This is a genomic window from Micromonospora sp. CNB394, assembly GCF_000374985.1.
GTDB lineage: Bacteria > Actinomycetota > Actinomycetes > Mycobacteriales > Micromonosporaceae > Micromonospora > Micromonospora marina.
Genome location: NZ_KB895826.1, coordinates 31,437 through 50,400, shown reverse-complemented (window position 1 = coordinate 50,400; position 18,964 = coordinate 31,437). Strand labels below are relative to the sequence as shown.

The window sequence follows — 18,964 nt, the reverse complement described above, 5'->3', positions numbered from 1 at the left end:
GGGTTTCTAGAACTCGAGCCCGGCTTCGCGGGCGGCGTCGGCAAGCGCGGCGACACGCCCCGCGTACCGGTTGCCACCGCGGTCGAAGACGACCTTCGAGACGCCGGCGGCCTTGGCACGCTCGGCGAGCAGGGCGCCGACCTTGCCGGCCAGGGCGCTCTTGTCACCCTCGGCGCCGCGCAGCGAGGCGTCCATGGTCGAGGCCGACGCCAGGGTGTGACCCTTGGTGTCGTCCACGACCTGGGCCACCACGTGGCGCAGGGAGCGGGTGACGACGAGGCGGGGACGCTCGGCGGTGCCGCTGACGTTCTTGCGGACCCGGAAGTGCCGACGCGCACGCCCGACGGCACGCTTGGCGGCGACGCCGCGGCGGCGCTTGAGCAGCGTGGCGCTCACTTCTTACCTGCCTTTCTCACGGCCTCACGGCCGGCGGACGACCTCGCCCGGGTGTTGACGGCCGCGGTCACTTCTTGCCGGCCTTTCCAGCCTTACGGCGGATGACCTCGCCCTGGTACTTCACGCCCTTGCCCTTGTAGGGCTCCGGCGGACGGATCTTCCGGATGTTGGCGGCCACCTCACCGACCTGCTGCTTGTCGATGCCGGCCACGTGGAACAGCGTCGGCTTCTCGACCGTGAAGGTGATGCCGTCCGGCGCCGGCACGAGGACCGGGTGCGAGAACCCGAGCGCGAACTCCAGGTCCTTGCCCTTGGCGGTCACGCGGTAACCGGTGCCGGCGATCTCCAGGCTCTTGCGGTAGCCCTCGGTCACACCGACGATCATGTTGGCCACCAGCGTACGGCTCAGGCCGTGCAGCTCCTTGGCCTTGCGCTCGTCGTTGGGCCGGTTGACGTGCAGCTCGCCGTCCTCGCCCCGCTCCGCCGTGATCGGCTCGGCCAGCACGTGGCTCAGTTCGCCCTTGGGGCCCTTGACCTTGACGGTCCGGCCGTCGATCGTGATGTCGACGCCGGCAGGCACCGGGATCGACTTACGTCCAATACGCGACATTTCTACCTGTCTCCCGTTACCAGACGAAGGCGAGGACTTCCCCGCCAACGCTCCGCTTGCGGGCCTGCCGGTCGGTGAGCAGCCCCTGGGACGTCGAAATGATCGCCACGCCCAGCCCGCCGAGCACCCGCGGGAGCCCGTCCGACTTGGCGTACACCCGGAGACCGGGCTTGGACACGCGCTTGATGCCAGCCAGGCTCCGCTCGCGGTTCTGGCCGTACTTCAGCTCGACGACCAGTCGCTTGCCGACGGCGCCCTCCTCGGGCTCCTCGACCGACCAGGTGGCGATGTAGCCCTCGGACTTGAGGACCTCGGCGATGTTCGCCTTGATCTTCGAGTACGGCATCGTCACCCGGTCGTGGTACGCCTGGTTGGCGTTACGCAGACGCGTGAGCATGTCTGCGATCGGGTCGGTCATCGTCATGAAAACTCGTCAACCTTTCTCGCCGGGGTTCCCCGGGCCAGGCCCGGGGCCTACGGCGAAGAGACAGTTCAGCTGACGCGCCGGAGCGCGCCGGGCTATTACCAGGAAGCCTTGGACACGCCGGGCAGCTCACCGCGGTGGGCCATCTCCCGGATGCACACCCGGCAGAGACCGAACTTGCGGTAGACCGCCTTCGGACGCCCGCACCGCTGGCAGCGGGTGTACGCGCGAACCGAGAACTTCGGCTTCGCGGCCGCCTTGAGGATCAGCGCCTTCTTGGCCATCTCAGTTCTCCTTGAACGGGAAGCCCAGGAGCTTGAGCAGCGCCCGGCCCTCGTCGTCGGTCGTGGCGGTCGTGACCACCGTGATGTCCATGCCCCGCTGGCGATCGATCTTGTCCTGGTCGATCTCGTGGAACACCGACTGCTCGGTCAGACCGAACGTGTAGTTGCCGTGCCCGTCGAGCTTGCGCCCGTCCAGGCCGCGGAAGTCGCGGATACGCGGCAGCGCGATCGAGAGCAGCCGGTCCAGGAACTCCCACATCCGGTCGCCGCGCAGGGTGACCTTCGCGCCGATCGGCATGCCCTCGCGGAGCTTGAACTGCGCGATGGACTTGGTGGCCCGCCGGACCTGCGGCTTCTGGCCGGTGATGGTGGCCAGGTCGCGGACGGCCCCGTCGATCAGCTTGGCGTCGCGAGCGGCCTCGCCGACACCCATATTGACGACGATCTTGACCAGCCGCGGCACCTGCATCGGATTGGCGAACTCGAACTGCTTCTGCAGCTCGGCCACCACCTCGTTGCGGTACCGCTCCTTGAGGCGCGGCAGGGTCTTGGTTTCGGTAGCCGTGGTCATCAGAGGTCCTTACCGGTGCTACGCGCGATGCGGACCTTCTGGCCGTTGTCGTCGATCCGGTAGCCGACGCGGGTCGGCTTGCCGTCGGAGTCCAGGACCATCACGTTCGAGACGTGGATCGGGGCCTCCTGGGTGACGATGCCACCGGTCTTGGCGCCACGCTGGGTGGTGCTGATACGGGTGTGCTTCTTGACCCGGTTCACGCCCTCGACCAGGACCTTGTCCTGCCGCGGGTAGGCCGCGATGACCTTGCCCTTGGCACCCTTGTCCTTGCCGGCGATGACGACGACCGTGTCGCCCTTCTTGACCTTCACGGTCACAACACCTCCGGCGCGAGAGAGATGATCTTCATGAACCGCTTGTCCCGCAGCTCCCGGCCCACCGGGCCGAAGATACGGGTACCGCGCGGGTCCCCACCGTCCTTGATGATGACGGCGGCGTTCTCGTCGAAGCGGATGTACGACCCGTCCGGCCGCCGCTTCTCCTTGGCGGTCCGAACGACGACGGCCTTGACGACGTCGCCCTTCTTCACACCGGCACCGGGGATCGCGTCCTTGACGGTGGCCACGATGACGTCGCCGATGCTCGCGTAGCGCCGACCGGAGCCGCCGAGCACCCGGATGCACAGGATCTCCCGGGCACCCGTGTTGTCGGCGACGCGCAGTCGCGACTCCTGCTGAATCACGTCTATCTCCTATGTCTGCCGGTTCTCCGGCCGCTCGGGGCGGCCGGAGCCTGGCGGAACCTGCGCCCGACCGAGACCGGCCGAGCTCGAGCCTTCGCTACTTGGCCTTCTCGAGGATCTCCACGAGCCGCCAGCGCTTGGTGGCGGACAGCGGCCGGGTCTCCATGATCAGGACCCGGTCGCCGATGCCGGCCGAGTTCTGCTCGTCGTGGACCTTCAGCTTGCTCGTACGGCGCATGATCTTGCCGTACAGCGCGTGCTTGACGCGGTCCTCGACCTCGACCACGACGGTCTTGTCCATCTTGTCGCTGACCACGAGGCCCTCGCGAACCTTGCGGCGCGAGCGCTGCACGCTCGCGGTCGTGTTCTCACTCATGCTCGAGCTCCCATACGCTCGCTTCGCTCGCTCACGAAGTCACCTCAGTCGGCGCGGCCGAGAGACCCAGCTCACGCTCACGCATGATCGTGTAGATCCGGGCGATCTCCCGACGGATGACCTGCAGCCGCCGGTTGTTGTCCAGCTGCCCGGTTGCGGCCTGCACGCGGAGGTTGAACAGCTCCGCCTTCGCCTCGCGCAACTTCGTGACCAGCTCCTCCTCGGAGAGCTCACGCAGCTCGGAGGGCTTGACGCCCGCTGCCATCAGGATTCACCCACTTCGCGCGTCACAATGCGGCACTTCATCGGGAGCTTGTGGATCGCGCGACGCATCGCCTCTCGCGCGATCTGCTCGTTGGGGAAGGACATCTCGAAGAGAACCCGCCCCGGCTTCACGTTGGCGACCCACCACTCGGGCGAACCCTTACCGGAACCCATCCGGGTCTCGGCCGGCTTCTTGGTGAGGGCCTGGTCCGGGAAGATCGTGATCCAGACCTTGCCGCCACGCTTGATGTGACGGGTCATCGCGATACGCGCCGACTCGATCTGGCGGTTGGTCACGTACGCCGGCTCGAGAGCCTGGATCCCGAACTCGCCGAACACCACCCGGTTACCACCCTTGGACGCGCCACTGCGGTCCGGGTGGTGCGGCTTGCGGAAGCCCTTCGGGGGCTTGCGCGGCATCAGCATCTGTCAGCCCTCCTGCTGCTTTTCTGCCGGCTGAGTCGCGGCGGCGGCGACAGCGCTGCTGTCGACCGGGTCACCGGCCGGCGTCTCCGCCTGCTGCGCGATGGTGGTCGCGGCTGCCCGGCCGGCCTCGGTGCCACCGGCGGTCGTACCGGACGAGCCCGAGCGGCCACGGCGCGGCCGGTCCGGCCGGTCGCCACGGTCACGGCGCGGGCCGCGCGACGGGGCGGCCTCGGCCGGGGCCTCACGGCCCGGGACGGCGTCGCCCTTGTAGATCCAGACCTTCACGCCGATCCGGCCGAACGTGGTACGGGCCTCGAAGAAGCCGTACTCGATGTTGGCCCGCAGCGTGTGCAGCGGAACCCGGCCCTCGCGGTAGAACTCGGTCCGGCTCATCTCGGCGCCGCCCAGACGGCCCGAGACCTGAACCCGGATGCCCTTGCAGGCGGGGTTCTTCATCGCGGACTGCATCGCCTTGCGCATGGCCCGGCGGAAGCTGACCCGGCTGGACAGCTGCTCGGCGACGCCCTGGGCGACCAGCTGCGCATCCGACTCGGGGTTCTTGACCTCGATGATGTTCAGCTGGACCTGCTTGCCGGTGAGCTTCTCCAGCTCGCCGCGGATCCGGTCGGCCTCCGCACCCTTACGGCCGATGACGATGCCCGGCCGGGCGGTGTGGATGTCGACGCGGACCCGGTCGCGGGTGCGCTCGATGTCGACCTTGGAGATGCCGGCGCGCTCGAGGCCCTTGGACATCATCCGGCGGATCTTGACGTCCTCGCCGATGTAGTCCTTGTAGAGCTTGTCCGCGAACCAGCGGGACTTCCAGTCGGTCGAGATGCCGAGCCGGAACCCGGTCGGGTGAACCTTCTGACCCATTACTCGGCACCCTCCGTCGTGCTCTGCTCCTCGGCGGCCGGCTTGGCCGGGGCGGCCTTCTTCGCCGACTTCTTCGGCGCCGCCGGCGCAACCGCCTCGACCGCCACGGTGATGTGGCACGTGCGCTTGCGGATCCGGTACGCCCGGCCCTGCGCCCGCGGCCGGAACCGCTTCATGGTCGGGCCCTCGTCGACGAACGCCTCGCTGACGAGCAGCGCGTCGGGGTCCAGCCGCTCGTTGTTCTCCGCGTTGGCGATCGCGCTCGCGAGCACCTTGTACACCTGCTCGCTCGCAGCCTGCGGCGCGAACTGCAGCACCGTGAGCGCCTCCTTCGCGGGCAGGCCGCGGACGAGGTTGACCACCCGGCGCGCCTTCATCGGCGAGATGCGCACGTGCCGCGCAACCGCCCGCGCGCCCGGAAGCACCGGAGCGTCGCCCTTTCCTGGCATCGCTGTAACCCCTTGTTCCTCTATCCGTATGCCCGCGGCGTCAGCGCCGGCGGCTCTTCCGGTCGTCCTTCTCGTGACCCTTGAACGTGCGGGTCAGCGCGAACTCGCCGAGCTTGTGCCCGACCATGGCCTCGGTCACGAAGACCGGGACGTGCTTACGCCCGTCGTGCACGGCGATCGTGTGACCCAGCATCTCCGGGATGATCGTCGAGCGGCGCGACCAGGTCTTGATGACGTTCTTCGAGCCCTTGTCGTTCTGCGTCTCCACCTTCTTGAGCAGGTGGTCGTCGACGAACGGGCCCTTCTTCAGGCTGCGAGGCATGTCTTATCTCCCTCAGCCGCGCTTACGCGTGGCGTAGCGGCGGCGGACGATCAGCCGGTCGCTCGGCTGGCCCTTACGACGGGTGCGGCCCTCGGGCTTACCCTGCGGGTTGACCGGGTGGCGACCACCGGAGGTCTTACCCTCACCACCACCGTGCGGGTGGTCGACCGGGTTCATCGCGACACCACGGACGGTCGGGCGCTTGCCCTTCCACCGCATACGGCCGGCCTTACCCCAGTTGATGTTCGACTGGTCGGCGTTGCCGATCTCGCCGATGCTGGCGCGGCAGCGCACGTCCACACGCCGGATCTCACCGGACGGCATACGCAGGGTCGCGTACGCGCCCTCACGGCCGAGCAGCTGGATGCCGACGCCGGCCGAACGGGCCAGCTTGGCGCCGCCGCCCGGACGCAGCTCCACGTTGTGGATGGTGGTACCGACCGGGATGTTGCGCAGCGGCAGGTTGTTGCCCGGCTTGATGTCGGCGCCCGGACCGGACTCGACGCGGTCGCCCTGCTTCAGGTCCTTCGGCGCGATGATGTAGCGCTTCTCGCCGTCGGCGTAGTGCAGCAGCGCGATGCGCGCGGTGCGGTTCGGGTCGTACTCGATGTGGGCGACCTTCGCCGGCACGCCGTCCTTGTCGACCCGCTTGAAGTCGATCAGACGGTACTGGCGCTTGTGGCCGCCACCGTGGTGCCGCGTGGTGATCCGGCCGTGGGCGTTGCGTCCGCCCTTCTTCGGCAGCGGAGCCAGCAGCGACTTCTCGGGCGTCGACCGGGTGATCTCGGCGAAGTCGGCAACGCTCGAGCCACGCCGGCCCGGCGTCGTCGGCTTGTACTTACGGATAGCCATTGTCTACACCCCTCAGCTGACCGGGCCGCCGAAGGCCTCGATACGGTCACCGTCAGCCAGCTTCACCATCGCGCGCTTGGTGTCCTTGCGCTTGCCGAACCCGGTACGGGTCCGCTTGCGCTTGCCCTCACGGTTGAGCGTGTTGACCGTCAGGACGCGGACGTTGAAGATCTGCTGGATAGCGATCTTGATCTCGGTCTTGTTGGCGTCCGGGTGCACCAGGAAGGTGTACCAGTTGCGGTTCAGCTCGCTGTAGCTCTTCTCCGAGACGACCGGCGCGACGATGACGTCACGCGGATCGGCGATCGTGCTCACTTGCCATCCTCCTCGGTGGTCTCGGCCGGCACACCCAGGAACTCGTCCAGGGCCTCCTTGGTGAAGACCACGTCGTCGGCCACCAGCACGTCGTAGGTGTTGAGCTGGCCGGCCTCGATCAGGTGCACCCGGCTGTCCCGCGCGTTGCGCAGGTTCCGCAGCGACACCCAGTTCAGCTCGTCGGTGCTGCTCAGCACGACCAGGACCCGGCGGGCCTGGGTCAGCTTGGTCAGCGTGGCCAGGGCCGCCTTGGTGGACGGCTTCTCGCCGGAGACGAACGCCTCGACGACGTGCACCTGGCCGGCGCGGGCCCGGTCGGAGAGGGCGCCACGCAGGGCGGCGGCCTTCATCTTCTTGGGGGTGCGCTGGCTGTAGTCGCGCGGCACCGGGCCGTGGACCACGCCACCGCCGGCGAACTGCGGCGCGCGGGTCGAACCCTGGCGGGCACGACCGGTGCCCTTCTGCTTGTACGGCTTCTTGCCTCCACCGGAGACCTCGCCGCGGGTCTTCGTCTTGTGCGTACCCTGACGGGCCGCCGCGAGCTGGGCCACCACGACCTGGTGCATCAGGGCGATGTTGGCCTGCGCGTCGAAGATGTCGGCCGGCAGCTCCACGGAGCCGCTCTTGGCGCCTTCGACGTTGATGACGTCAACGGTGGTCACTTGGCCGCACCGCCCTTCTTCACCTTCGCCTTGGCCGCAGTGCGGACCAGGACCAGCGCGCCCTTCGGGCCAGGGATGGCGCCGCGGACGAGCAGGAGGTTGTTCTCGGTGTCGACCGCCTGGACGGTCAGGTTCTGGACGGTGTAGCGCACGCCACCCATCCGGCCCGCCATCCGGGTGCCCTTGAAGACGCGACCCGGGGTCGCGCAGGCGCCGATCGAGCCGGGCGAGCGGTGCTTGCGCTCGACACCGTGGCTGGCACGCAGACCGTGGAAGCCGTGCCGCTTCATCGGGCCGGCGTAGCCCTTGCCCTTGGTCTTGCCGGTCACGTCGATCACGACGCCGGCCGGGAACTCCTCGACCGTGACCTCCTGGCCCGGCGCGTAGTCCGCGGCGTCGGAGGTGCGCAGCTCGACGATGTGCCGGCGCGGCGCGACGTCCGCCTTGGCGTAGTGCCCGGCGATCGGCTTCTTGACCTTGCGCGGGTCGATGACCCCGTACGCCAGCTGGACCGCGGAGTAGCCGTCCTTGTCGGCGCTACGAACCTGGCTCACGACGCACGGGCCGGCCTGAACCACGGTCACGGGCACAACCTTGTTGTTGTCCCAGACCTGGGTCATGCCGAGCTTGGCGCCCAGGATCCCCTTGACTTGCCTGTCCATTTGTCCGGTCCCTACAGCTTGATCTCGATGTCGACGCCAGCCGGCAGGTCGAGGCGCATGAGCGAGTCGACCGTCTTCGGGGTCGGGTCGATGATGTCGATCAGACGCTTGTGCGTACGCATCTCGAAGTGCTCGCGCGAGTCCTTGTACTTGTGCGGCGAGCGGATGACGCAGAAACGGTTGATCTCCGTGGGCAGCGGCACCGGGCCAGCGACCTGCGCCCCGGTACGCGTCACCGTCTCGACGATCTTCCGAGCCGAGGAGTCGACGACCTCGTGGTCATAGGCCTTGAGCCGGATGCGGATCTTCTGTCCCGCCATGGTGGCTTCTGTTCCTTCTCTCGATGCCGCTGTGTTGCGGGCGCCTGTACCGGCTGGCACAGGCCCACTTCCGCCGACCCCCGCGGTCGGGCGTGTCGCGCCCGTGGGCCAGGCTCCGCCCCGGGACTCCGGAGCGATTCTCTGACCACGCGGTGGGTCATGACGCCGATCGCGGGGGACCGCGACCTGGACGCCGCGCGAGGGTGGTTGACCGCTGATGGCGGCCAACCACCCTACGCGAGACAGTCTGACTCCCGGAGGTCCAGCGTCAACCGGACGCGGGTGACCGACTGTCGTTACGCAACCTGACTAGTATGCCGCACGACCGGCGGCAACGCTAATCGGGGTTACCCAGCTCACTTGAGGATCTTGGTGACGCGACCCGCGCCGACCGTACGACCACCCTCGCGAATCGCGAACTTCAGGTTCTCCTCCATGGCGATGGGCTGGATCAGCTTCACCGTCATCGAGGTGTTGTCGCCCGGCATGACCATCTCGGTGCCCTCGGGCAGCGTGACGACGCCGGTGACGTCCGTGGTCCGGAAGTAGAACTGCGGGCGGTAGTTCTGGAAGAACGGGGTGTGCCGGCCGCCCTCCTCCTTGGAGAGGATGTAGACCGTCGCCTCGAACTCCGTGTGCGGGGTCGTGGTGCCCGGCTTGATGACGACCATGCCGCGCTCGACGTCCTCGCGCTTGATGCCGCGCAGCAGCAGACCGACGTTCTCACCCGCGCGGGCCTCGTCGAGCAGCTTGCGGAACATCTCGATGCCGGTGCAGGTGGTCTTCATCGACTTCTCACGGATGCCGACGATCTCCACCTCCTCGTTCGGCTTGAGGATGCCGCGCTCGGCGCGACCGGTGACCACGGTGCCGCGACCGGTGATGGTGAAGACGTCCTCGATGGGCATGAGGAACGGCTTCTCGGTCTCGCGCTCCGGCTGCGGGATCGCGGTGTCCACGGCGTTCATCAGGTCCAGGAGCTTCCCGGTCCACTCCGGGTCGCCCTCCAGGGCCTTCAGCGCCGAGACCCGGACGACCGGCAGGTCGTCACCCGGGTACTCCTGCGAGGAGAGCAGCTCACGGACCTCGAGCTCGACGAGCTCCAGGAGCTCCTCGTCGTCGACCATGTCGCTCTTGTTGAGCGCCACGACGATGTACGGCACACCGACCTGACGGGCCAGCAGCACGTGCTCGCGGGTCTGCGGCATCGGGCCGTCGGTCGCCGCCACCACCAGGATCGCGCCGTCCATCTGCGCGGCACCGGTGATCATGTTCTTGATGTAGTCGGCGTGACCGGGGCAGTCGACGTGCGCGTAGTGACGCGCCTCGGTCTGGTACTCGACGTGCGCGATCGAGATCGTGATGCCGCGGGCCTTCTCCTCCGGCGCCTTGTCGATCTCGTCGAACGGCGTGTACGGGTTCAGGTCCGGGTACTGGTCGTGCAGGACCTTCGTGATGGCCGCCGTCAGCGTCGTCTTACCGTGGTCGATGTGACCAATGGTGCCGATGTTGACGTGCGGCTTAGTCCGCTCGAACTTCGCCTTCGCCACTGGTGTCCTCCTGTGGACTTTCTTGGTTCGTTCGCCCCGGCACGCCGTTCGGCGCTTAGGACTCTGTCGACAGCCTTTCCGGCCGGAAGGCCGGAGAGCTTTTGTGGGTTCTGCGGCGATGAAGCCTACAGGCCCGGTCTCACGCAATCCGATCGAGGTGGCCGCGGGCGGGAGAACCCTCCCGCGACCGCCCTCGCGTCATCGGATCAGCCGAGGATGAGCGTCACTCACCCGTCGACTTGGCGATGATCTCCTTGGCCACCGAGTTCGGAACCTCGGCGTAGGAGTCGAACTGCATGCTGTAGCTAGCCCGGCCCTGGGTCTTCGACCGCAGGTCGCCGACGTAGCCGAACATCTCCGACAGCGGCACCAGGGCCCGGACGACGCGAGCGCCGCTGCGCTCCTCCATCGCCTGGATGATGCCACGCCGGGAGTTGAGGTCGCCGATGACGTCACCCATGTTCTCCTCCGGAGTGGTGACCTCAACAGCCATCATCGGCTCGAGGAGAGCGGGGTCGGCCTTGCGGGCCGCCTCCTTCATCGCCATCGAGCCGGCGATCTTGAACGCCATCTCCGACGAGTCGACCTCGTGGTACTGGCCGTCCACCAGGGTGAGCTTGACGCCCACCAGGGGGAAGCCGGCGAGGATGCCGTACTGCATGGCGTCCTGCGCGCCCGCGTCCACCGAGGGGATGAACTCCCGGGGGATGCGGCCACCGGTCACCGCGTTGGCGAACTCGTACGTCGGGGCGTCGTTGCCCAGCGGCAGCGGCTCCACGCTGATGATCACGCGGGCGTACTGGCCGGAACCACCGGTCTGCTTCTTGTGGGTGTACTCGATCTTCTCCACCTTGCGGCGGATCGTCTCGCGGTACGCCACCTGCGGCTTACCGATGTTCGCCTCGACGTTGAACTCGCGGCGCATCCGGTCGACCAGGATGTCCAGGTGCAGCTCGCCCATGCCGGAGATGACCGTCTGACCGGTCTGGTCGTCCAGCTTGACGCGGAAGGTCGGGTCCTCCTCGGCCAGCCGCTGGATGGCGGTGCTGAGCTTCTCCTGGTCGGCCTTGGTCTTCGGCTCGATGGCCACCTCGATGACCGGCTCCGGGAAGGTCATCGACTCCAGGATGACCGGGTTCGCCGGGTCGCACAGGGTGTCACCGGTGGTGGTCTGCTTCAGACCCTGCACCGCGATGATGTCGCCGGCCTGGGCGGAGCTGCGCTCCTCCCGCTTGTTGGCGTGCATCTGGTAGATCTTGCCGATCCGCTCCTTGCGGTCCTTGGTGGAGTTGATCACCTGAGAACCGGACTCGAGCGTGCCGGAGTAGATCCGGACGTACGTCAGCTTGCCGAGGTGCTTGTCGGTCTGGATCTTGAAGGCCAGGCCGGAGAACGGCTCGGAGACCGAGGGCTTCCGCTGCAGCGGGGTCTCGCCGTCGGTGGCCGTACCCTCGATCGCCGGGATGTCCAGCGGCGAGGGCAGGTACGCGACGACCGCGTCCAGCATCGGCTGGATGCCCTTGTTCTTGAAGGCGGTACCGGTGAGGACCGGGTTGGCCTTGCCGGCGATGGTGGACCGGCGGATGGCGGCCTTGATCTCGTCGACCGAGATCTCCTCGCCCTCGAGGTACTTCTCCATCACCGAGTCGTCGACGTCGGCGAGGGTCTCCATCAGCTTCTCGCGCCACTGGGCGGCGGAGTCGGCGAGGTCGGCCGGGATCTCCTCGACCGCGTAGTCCTCACCCTTCTGGGTCTCGCCGCGCCAGGTCAGCGCGCGCATCTCGACCAGGTCGACCACGCCGATGAAGTCGGACTCGGCGCCGATCGGGATCTGGAGGACCAGCGGGGTGGCGTTGAGCCGGTCGATCATCATCTGCACGCAGCGGAAGAAGTCGGCACCGGTCCGGTCGAGCTTGTTGACGAAGCACATCCGGGGGACGTTGTACTTGTCCGCCTGCCGCCAGACGTTCTCCGTCTGGGGCTCCACGCCGGCCACGCCGTCGTAGACCGCGACCGCACCGTCCAGAACACGCAGCGACCGCTCCACCTCGACCGTGAAGTCGACGTGGCCGGGCGTGTCGATGATCTGGATCGTGTGGCCCTTCCACTCGCACTTGGTGGCGGCGGAAGTGATGGTGATACCGCGCTCCTGCTCCTGCTCCATCCAGTCCATGACGGCGGCGCCCTCGTGGACCTCGCCGATCTTGTACGTGATGCCGGTGTAGAACAGGATTCGCTCGGTGGTGGTGGTCTTACCGGCATCGATGTGGGCCATGATGCCGATGTTGCGTACGTTGGCGAGCGCGTCTGCGGCGGCCACTTCAATCCCTACTTATCGTCGTCTCGACACAACTGGTGGCGGTTCCGGCGCCGGTGGGCGCCGGAACCTCAGGTGTTACCAGCGGTAGTGCGCGAAGGCCTTGTTGGACTCGGCCATCTTGTGCGTGTCCTCACGCCGCTTGACGGCGGCGCCGAGGCCGTTGCTCGCATCCAGCAGCTCGTTCATCAGCCGCTCGACCATGGTCTTCTCACGCCGCGCCCGGGAGTAGGTCACCAGCCAGCGCAGACCGAGCGTGGTCGCGCGGGACGGCCGGACCTCGACCGGAACCTGGTAGGTGGCGCCACCGACACGGCGGCTGCGCACCTCGAGGGTCGGCTTGACGTTGTCCATCGCGCGCTTGAGCGTGACGACGGGGTCGGTGCCGGACTTCTCGCGGCAGCCCTCCAGGGCGGCGTACACGATGCGCTCGGCGAGCTGACGCTTGCCGCGCAGCAGGATCTTGTTCACCAGCTGGGTGACCAGGGGCGAGTTGTACACCGGGTCAGCGACCAGCGGCTTCCGCGGAGCGGGTCCCTTACGCGGCATGTCAGCTCTTCTCCTTCTTCGCGCCGTAGCGGCTGCGAGCCTGCTTGCGGTTGCGGACACCCTGGGTGTCCAGCGAGCCGCGCACGATCTTGTACCGCACGCCGGGGAGGTCCTTCACCCGACCGCCACGCACGAGCACGATCGAGTGCTCCTGGAGGTTGTGGCCGACGCCCGGAATGTAGGCGGTCACCTCGATCTGGCTGCTGAGCTTGACACGAGCGACCTTGCGCAGCGCCGAGTTCGGCTTCTTCGGGGTGGTGGTGTACACGCGGGTGCACACGCCGCGCCGCTGGGGAGACCCCTTGAGCGCCGGGGTCTTGGTCTTGGTCGTCTTGGCCTGACGGCCCTTTCGGACCAACTGCTGAATGGTGGGCACCGGGTTTCTCCGCTCCCTTCGGCCGCTGCGAGGCGACCGCGCCGTCTGCTCCAGCCGTCCCGGATGGGCGGCTCTCCTACATTCCAACCAGGGCCGCCTGACGGCACCCCCAGCACCCGCGGTCGGGCGTGTCGCCCGAGTCACGGTCCCGGTGCCGGCCGCTTACGCGTCGTACCGGTTCTGTCGGTCTTGGTGGTGCGACCGCGCGATCACCGGCTGACCGGTTCAGCGCACGCACGCATTGCCCGGGCTGGCCCGGGCACAAGGGGAAAGAGTACCTACCACAGCCGCGCCGGTCAAAACGGATGGGTCGGGAAGGACCGCCCCCGCGGTCCGCCGCCTGCCTCCGGGTCGCCGGTGCGCCAGTGATGGGCACCTACAGTGACAAGTGTACCGGCTCGTCCGCCGTGTGACCCGGCGGCCCCGACACCGCCCGACCTCCGGACACCCGGACATACCGCTCAACCCAGGTCACCGGCCGCAGACGTCGCGGCAGCCGCCTCACGTGATCTGCACCACCAGGGCCAGGGCGAGCCCGATCAGGCCGAACAGCACCCCCACCGCCCCGCAGGAGATCCCCGCCACCGCCAGGCCGGCACCGGTGAACCGGACCGAAGGGGGCGGCGCAGGCCGCCGGATCTGCCGCCGGGCGAGCAGCCCGGCCACCACCGCACCGACGCCGACCAGCCCGCCCAGCACCGTGAACGCGCCCGCCGCCCAGGCGCCGCCGTAGTCGCGGCCGGCCAGGCCGAAGCACAACACCAGCAGCGACACCCCGATCGCGGCGATCCCGGCCACGAGCGACCCGATGGCCAGGCCCGAGGTGACAGGCGGCACGTCGAGGTGGACCACACCGAACGGCGTACCCGGCACCGCGTCGACCCGCTTCGGCAGCCGCGGCGCCTCGGCCGGCGGCGGCGGGAACGCCGGAGCGCCGTGCGGACCCCAGCCGCCGTGGCCGGGCGCGCTCACCGGCGCCGGCCACCCGCCGCCGTGCGCCGGCGGATTCCCCGGGTACGCCCCGTACGCCGGCCCCGGGTCGTGCACCGGCGCGGACGCGGGAGCCGGCGGGTACGGCCCGGGCCGGGTCGGGTCGCCTCCCGGCGGAGCCGGTTCCGTCACGGGGTCCTCCTGTCCACACGCGCCCGCCGCGCGGCGGACACCGGCCAGGCTACCGCCGCCGATCATCCCCGGGTGAGCGGGCGGCGGCCCGCTCCCCCACCGGGTCAGTCGAAGTTCGGCGCGAAGTCGTGGCCGAACGAGGCGTCAGCGGCCCGGACCACACCGATCACCACCGCCGCGACCACAGCGACGGCGGTCAGCAGCAGCCCGGTCCGCGCCATCTGCTCACCGCGCCGCAGCCAGTCCGCGCCGGTCAGGTAACCACCCGAGGCGTACGCCTCCCGGCGCGCCTGCCGCGCGAGCATCAGCGCGATCGTGGCCGGGACCGCGCCGCCGAGGAAGAAACCGGTGAGCGCGCCGATCAGCCCGAGCGCGAGGACCGCGCGGGCCTTGGTGGAGCGGACCGGCTCCGGGTCGTACGGATGGCGGTACGCGTGCGGCACGACGGGCGCCTGCCCGGGCACGGTCGTCATGCCCTCCATCATGCCCCGGCCCGGCCGTCCGTCCCGACGGAAGGCAGCCGGTCCCGGAACTCCGGACGCGACGAGGCCCCCGGCATCAGCCGGGGGCCTCGTCGTTTCCTACTGCCTAGCGGTACGACCCGAAGTCGAAGTCGTCCAGCGGAACCGCCTGGCCGCTGGCCGGCCCGAAGCCGTAGTCGGTCTCCGGGTAGCCGGTCATCGAGTAGACCTTGGCCTTCGCCTCCTCGGTCGGCTCGACCCGGACGTTGCGGTACTTGCTGATGCCCGTACCGGCCGGGATGAGCTTACCGATGATCACGTTCTCCTTGAGGCCGATCAGCGAGTCGCTGCGGGCGTGGATCGCCGCGTCCGTCAGCACCCGGGTGGTCTCCTGGAAGGAGGCCGCCGACAGCCAGGAGTCGGTGGCCAGCGAGGCCTTGGTGATACCCATCAGCACCGGGCGACCGGCGGCGGGCTCGCCACCCTCGCCGACGAGCCGGCGGTTCTCCGACTCGAACAGCGCCCGGTCGACCAGCACACCCGGCAGGAACTCGGTCGAGCCGGAGTCGATCACGGTCACCCGCTTGAGCATCTGGCGGATGATGATCTCGATGTGCTTGTCGTGGATGAGCACACCCTGCGAGCGGTAGACCTCCTGGACCTCCTGGGTCAGGTGGACCTGGACCGCGCGCGGGCCGAGGATGCGCAGCAGCTCGTGCGGGTCGATCGTGCCCTCGGTGAGCTTCTCGCCGACCTCGACGTGGTCGCCGTCGTGCGCCCGGAGCCGGACCCGCTTCGAGATCTTGTCGTAGACGATCTCGTCGCTGCCGTCGTCCGGAATGACCACGATCTTGCGGGACCGCTCGCCGTCCTCGATCCGGATGCGACCCGGGGTGTCGGCGATGGGCGCCTTACCCTTCGGCACCCGGGCCTCGAAGATCTCCTGGACACGGGGCAGACCCTGGGTGATGTCCTCACCCGCGACACCACCGGTGTGGAAGGTACGCATCGTCAGCTGCGTACCCGGCTCGCCGATCGACTGGGCGGCGATGATGCCGACCGCCTCGCCGACGTCAACGGTCTTGCCGGTCGGCAGCGAACGGCCGTAGCACGCACCGCAGACGCCCAGCTTCGACTCGCAGGTGAGCACGCTGCGCACCCGCACCGTCTCCACCCCGGCGGCGACGATCGCGTCGACGCCGATGGAGTTGATGTCCTGGCCGCGGTGGGCCACCACGGTGCCGTCCGGCCCCTTGATGTCGTCCGCGAGCGTCCGGGCGTGCACGCTGGTCTCGGCGTGCTCGTGCACGACGAGAGTGCCGTCGATGCGCTCACCAACCTGCATCGGGATGGCGCGGTCGGTGCCGCAGTCCTCCTCGCGGATGATGACGTCCTGCGAGACGTCCACCAGACGCCGGGTCAGGTAACCCGAGTCGGCGGTACGCAGGGCGGTGTCCGCGAGACCCTTACGGGCACCGTGCGTGGAGATGAAGTACTCCAGCACGGACAGACCCTCCCGGTAGCTGGCCTTGATCGGCCGCGGGATGATCTCACCCTTCGGGTTGGCCACCAGACCACGGATCGCCGCGATCTGCCGGAGCTGGAGCAGGTTACCGCGGGCACCCGAGTTGATCATCTTCCACAGCGGGTTCTCCTGCGGCAGCGCGGTGTCCATCTCCTTGGCGACCTCGTTCGTCGCCTTGGTCCAGATCTCGATGAGCTCGCCGCGGCGCTCCTCGGCGGTCATCAGACCACGCTGGTACTGCTTGTCGATCCGGTCGGCTTCCTTCTCGTACCGCTCCAGGATCTCCCGCTTGCGCGGCGGAGCGATGACGTCCTCCATGCCGATGGTGACGCCGGACCAGGTGGCCCAGTGGAAACCGGCCTCCTTGAGCCCGTCCAGGGTGGCCGCCAGGGCCACCTTCGGAAAGCGCTCGGCGAGGTCGTTGACGATCGCGGAGAGCTGGCCCTTGCGGATCTCGTAGTTCACGAAGCGGTAGCCCGGGGGCAGCGTCTCGTTGAACAGGACCCGGCCCAGCGTGGTCTCCACGGTCACCGGCTCGCCCTCGGTCCACCCCTCGGGGGCGGTCCACGGCTCGGCGCCGGCGCCGTTGTCCACACCGACCACGTCGCGCAGCCGGATCCGGACCGGAGCCTGCAGGTGCAGCTCGCCGTTGTCGAACGCCATCCGCGCCTCGGCGTCCGAGCTGAACGCCCGGCCCTCGCCCTTGCCCCCCGGAGTGAGGTGGGTGAGGTGGTAGAGACCGATGACCATGTCCTGGGTGGGCATGGTGACCGGCTTGCCGTCGGCCGGCTTGAGGATGTTGTTCGACGACAGCATCAGGATCCGCGCCTCGGCCTGGGCCTCGGCGGACAGCGGCACGTGGACCGCCATCTGGTCACCGTCGAAGTCGGCGTTGAACGCGGTGCAGACCAGCGGGTGGATCTGGATGGCCTTACCCTCGACCAGCTGCGGCTCGAAGGCCTGGATGCCCAGACGGTGCAGGGTCGGCGCGCGGTTCAGCAGCACCGGGTGCTCGCCGATGACCTCTTCCAGCACGTCCCACACGACCGGGCGCTGCCGCTCGACCATCCGCTTGGCGGACTTGATGTTCTGCGCGTGGTTGAGGTCGACCAGCCGCTTCATCACGAACGGCTTGAACAGCTCCAGCGCCATCTGCTTGGGCAGGCCGCACTGGTGCAGCTTGAGCTTCGGGCCGACCACGATGACCGAACGGCCGGAGTAGTCGACGCGCTTGCCCAGCAGGTTCTGGCGGAACCGGCCCTGCTTGCCCTTGAGCATGTCGGACAGCGACTTCAGCGGCCGGTTACCCGGGCCGGTGACCGGACGACCACGGCGACCGTTGTCGAACAGCGCGTCGACGGCCTCCTGGAGCATCCGCTTCTCGTTGTTGACGATGATCTCGGGCGCGCCGAGGTCGATCAGCCGCTTGAGACGGTTGTTCCGGTTGATCACTCGCCGGTACAGGTCGTTCAGGTCGGAGGTCGCGAAGCGGCCACCGTCGAGCTGCACCATCGGGCGCAGGTCCGGCGGGATGACCGGGACGCAGTCCAGCACCATGCCGAGCGGCGAGTTGCGGGTGTTCTGGAACGCCGCGACGACCTTCAGCCGCTTGAGCGCCCGGATCTTCCGCTGACCCTTGCCGGACCGGATGGTCTCGCGCAGGTTCTCCGCCTCGGCCTCCAGGTCCATGTTCTGGACCAGGGCCTTGATCGCCTCGGCGCCCATGCTGCCGGTGAAGTACTCACCGAAGCGGTCGCGCAGCTCGCGGTAGAGCAGCTCGTCGGTGACCAGCTGCTTCGGCTCCAGCTTGCGGAAGGTGTCGAGGACCTCGTCGAGGCGGTCGATCTCGCGCTGGGCCCGGTCGCGGATCTGGCGCATCTCGCGCTCTCCGCCCTCCTTGACCTTGCGCCGGACGTCCGCCTTCGCGCCCTCGGCCTCCAGCTCGGCCAGGTCGGCCTCCAGCTTGGCGGCCCGCTTCTCGATCTCCGAGTCGCGGCTGTTCTCAGCCTGCCGCTTCTCGGCCAGGATCTCGTTCTCGATGGTCGAGAGGTCGCGGTGACGCGCTTCGGCGTCCACGCTCGTCACGACGTACGAGGCGAAGTAGATGATCTTTTCGAGGTCCTTCGGGGCGAGGTCCAGCAGGTAGCCCAGCCGGCTCGGCACGCCTTTGAAGTACCAGATGTGGGTCACCGGAGCGGCCAGCTCGATGTGACCCATCCGCTCCCGGCGAACCTTGGAACGGGTCACCTCGACGCCGCAGCGCTCGCAGATGATGCCCTTGAAGCGGACCCGCTTGTACTTACCGCAGTAGCACTCCCAGTCCCGCTGCGGACCGAAGATCTTCTCGCAGAAGAGCCCGTCCTTCTCCGGCTTGAGGGTGCGGTAGTTGATCGTCTCGGGCTTCTTGACCTCGCCGTGGGACCACTGACGGATGTCGTCAGCGGTGGCGAGGCCGATGCGCAGCTCGTCGAAGAAGTTGACGTCGAGCACTATGTCCCCTATGTCGTCGTCTGTACTGCTAGCTAACGAGTGGGATCCGGGGCAGGGTGACCCTGCCCCGGATCACCACC

25 protein-coding genes are annotated in these 18,964 nt (G+C 68.4%); all 25 read right to left on the bottom strand.

All coding sequences use genetic code 11. The features are described 5' to 3' along the window. Positions 1 to 6: 6 nt before the first annotated feature. Positions 7 to 396, bottom strand: a complete 390-nt coding sequence (gene rplR, locus C569_RS0104205) for a 50S ribosomal protein L18 (RefSeq protein WP_013288622.1) — start codon at positions 394 to 396, stop codon at positions 7 to 9. 67 nt (positions 397 to 463) lie between these two features. Further along, positions 464 to 1,006, bottom strand: coding sequence for a 50S ribosomal protein L6 (rplF, locus tag C569_RS0104200; RefSeq protein WP_018784558.1), 543 nt, complete (start codon positions 1,004 to 1,006; stop codon positions 464 to 466). Positions 1,007 to 1,022: 16 nt separating this feature from the next. Beyond that, on the bottom strand, positions 1,023 to 1,430 hold the full coding sequence (rpsH, locus tag C569_RS0104195; protein ID WP_018784557.1) for a 30S ribosomal protein S8: 408 nt from the start codon (positions 1,428 to 1,430) through the stop codon (positions 1,023 to 1,025). Positions 1,431 to 1,528: 98 nt separating this feature from the next. Then, a complete protein-coding gene (locus C569_RS0104190) occupies positions 1,529 to 1,714 on the bottom strand; it encodes a type Z 30S ribosomal protein S14 (RefSeq protein WP_007073023.1) in 186 nt (61 codons plus the stop codon). Between the two features lies 1 nt (position 1,715). Further along, positions 1,716 to 2,285: a 50S ribosomal protein L5 gene (gene rplE / locus C569_RS0104185; RefSeq protein ID WP_018784556.1), complete on the bottom strand. Its 570-nt coding sequence runs from the start codon at positions 2,283 to 2,285 to the stop codon at positions 1,716 to 1,718. After that, positions 2,285 to 2,605 carry a 50S ribosomal protein L24 gene (rplX, locus tag C569_RS0104180; RefSeq protein WP_013288626.1) on the bottom strand — a complete coding sequence of 107 codons (321 nt, stop codon included), beginning with the start codon at positions 2,603 to 2,605 and terminating at the stop codon, positions 2,285 to 2,287. Before rplX ends, rplE begins: the two co-directional genes overlap by 1 nt. Continuing rightward, positions 2,602 to 2,970, bottom strand: coding sequence for a 50S ribosomal protein L14 (gene rplN, locus C569_RS0104175; protein ID WP_007073026.1), 369 nt, complete (start codon positions 2,968 to 2,970; stop codon positions 2,602 to 2,604). Before rplN ends, rplX begins: the two co-directional genes overlap by 4 nt. Before the next feature lie 97 nt (positions 2,971 to 3,067). Further along, positions 3,068 to 3,346, bottom strand: a complete 279-nt coding sequence (gene rpsQ / locus C569_RS0104170; protein ID WP_018784555.1) for a 30S ribosomal protein S17 — start codon at positions 3,344 to 3,346, stop codon at positions 3,068 to 3,070. 31 nt (positions 3,347 to 3,377) lie between these two features. After that, positions 3,378 to 3,611: a 50S ribosomal protein L29 gene (gene rpmC / locus C569_RS0104165; protein ID WP_018784554.1), complete on the bottom strand. Its 234-nt coding sequence runs from the start codon at positions 3,609 to 3,611 to the stop codon at positions 3,378 to 3,380. Next, positions 3,611 to 4,036, bottom strand: coding sequence for a 50S ribosomal protein L16 (rplP, locus tag C569_RS0104160; RefSeq protein WP_007465292.1), 426 nt, complete (start codon positions 4,034 to 4,036; stop codon positions 3,611 to 3,613). Before rplP ends, rpmC begins: the two co-directional genes overlap by 1 nt. Positions 4,037 to 4,039: 3 nt before the next feature. Further along, positions 4,040 to 4,912: a 30S ribosomal protein S3 gene (gene rpsC / locus C569_RS0104155; protein ID WP_018784553.1), complete on the bottom strand. Its 873-nt coding sequence runs from the start codon at positions 4,910 to 4,912 to the stop codon at positions 4,040 to 4,042. Then, the gene (gene rplV / locus C569_RS0104150) at positions 4,912 to 5,361 is read right to left on the bottom strand and encodes a 50S ribosomal protein L22 (protein WP_018784552.1); all 450 of its coding nucleotides are present in this window, start codon (positions 5,359 to 5,361) and stop codon (positions 4,912 to 4,914) included. Before rplV ends, rpsC begins: the two co-directional genes overlap by 1 nt. A 40-nt stretch (positions 5,362 to 5,401) precedes the next feature. Beyond that, positions 5,402 to 5,683, bottom strand: a complete 282-nt coding sequence (rpsS, locus tag C569_RS0104145; protein WP_007073032.1) for a 30S ribosomal protein S19 — start codon at positions 5,681 to 5,683, stop codon at positions 5,402 to 5,404. A 12-nt stretch (positions 5,684 to 5,695) separates the two neighbouring features. Next, the gene (rplB, locus tag C569_RS0104140; RefSeq protein ID WP_013288631.1) at positions 5,696 to 6,535 is read right to left on the bottom strand and encodes a 50S ribosomal protein L2; all 840 of its coding nucleotides are present in this window, start codon (positions 6,533 to 6,535) and stop codon (positions 5,696 to 5,698) included. A gap of 12 nt (positions 6,536 to 6,547) precedes the next feature. Beyond that, positions 6,548 to 6,850, bottom strand: coding sequence for a 50S ribosomal protein L23 (rplW, locus tag C569_RS0104135; protein WP_013288632.1), 303 nt, complete (start codon positions 6,848 to 6,850; stop codon positions 6,548 to 6,550). Then, on the bottom strand, positions 6,847 to 7,512 hold the full coding sequence (gene rplD / locus C569_RS0104130) for a 50S ribosomal protein L4 (RefSeq protein WP_013288633.1): 666 nt from the start codon (positions 7,510 to 7,512) through the stop codon (positions 6,847 to 6,849). Before rplD ends, rplW begins: the two co-directional genes overlap by 4 nt. Further along, positions 7,509 to 8,174, bottom strand: coding sequence for a 50S ribosomal protein L3 (rplC, locus tag C569_RS0104125; protein WP_013288634.1), 666 nt, complete (start codon positions 8,172 to 8,174; stop codon positions 7,509 to 7,511). The genes rplD and rplC overlap by 4 nt, the downstream gene beginning before the upstream one ends. An 11-nt stretch (positions 8,175 to 8,185) precedes the next feature. Beyond that, positions 8,186 to 8,494, bottom strand: coding sequence for a 30S ribosomal protein S10 (gene rpsJ, locus C569_RS0104120; protein ID WP_007073037.1), 309 nt, complete (start codon positions 8,492 to 8,494; stop codon positions 8,186 to 8,188). Positions 8,495 to 8,850: 356 nt separating this feature from the next. After that, positions 8,851 to 10,044, bottom strand: coding sequence for an elongation factor Tu (gene tuf, locus C569_RS0104115; RefSeq protein WP_018784551.1), 1,194 nt, complete (start codon positions 10,042 to 10,044; stop codon positions 8,851 to 8,853). Between the two features lie 223 nt (positions 10,045 to 10,267). Beyond that, a complete protein-coding gene (gene fusA / locus C569_RS0104110) occupies positions 10,268 to 12,364 on the bottom strand; it encodes an elongation factor G (RefSeq protein ID WP_018784550.1) in 2,097 nt (698 codons plus the stop codon). 75 nt (positions 12,365 to 12,439) lie between these two features. After that, positions 12,440 to 12,910: a 30S ribosomal protein S7 gene (gene rpsG, locus C569_RS0104105; RefSeq protein ID WP_013288637.1), complete on the bottom strand. Its 471-nt coding sequence runs from the start codon at positions 12,908 to 12,910 to the stop codon at positions 12,440 to 12,442. Between the two features lies 1 nt (position 12,911). Beyond that, the gene (rpsL, locus tag C569_RS0104100; RefSeq protein ID WP_007465318.1) at positions 12,912 to 13,286 is read right to left on the bottom strand and encodes a 30S ribosomal protein S12; all 375 of its coding nucleotides are present in this window, start codon (positions 13,284 to 13,286) and stop codon (positions 12,912 to 12,914) included. Positions 13,287 to 13,787: 501 nt separating this feature from the next. Further along, entirely contained in the window at positions 13,788 to 14,180 is a 393-nt protein-coding gene (locus C569_RS33595; RefSeq protein ID WP_026267680.1) for a hypothetical protein, read from the bottom strand. 332 nt (positions 14,181 to 14,512) lie between these two features. After that, complete coding sequence (locus C569_RS0104090) at positions 14,513 to 14,881, bottom strand: hypothetical protein (RefSeq protein ID WP_026267679.1); 369 nt, start codon at positions 14,879 to 14,881, stop codon at positions 14,513 to 14,515. Between the two features lie 115 nt (positions 14,882 to 14,996). Further along, on the bottom strand, positions 14,997 to 18,884 hold the full coding sequence (locus C569_RS0104085; protein WP_018784547.1) for a DNA-directed RNA polymerase subunit beta': 3,888 nt from the start codon (positions 18,882 to 18,884) through the stop codon (positions 14,997 to 14,999). Between the last annotated feature and the right edge of the window lie 80 nt (positions 18,885 to 18,964).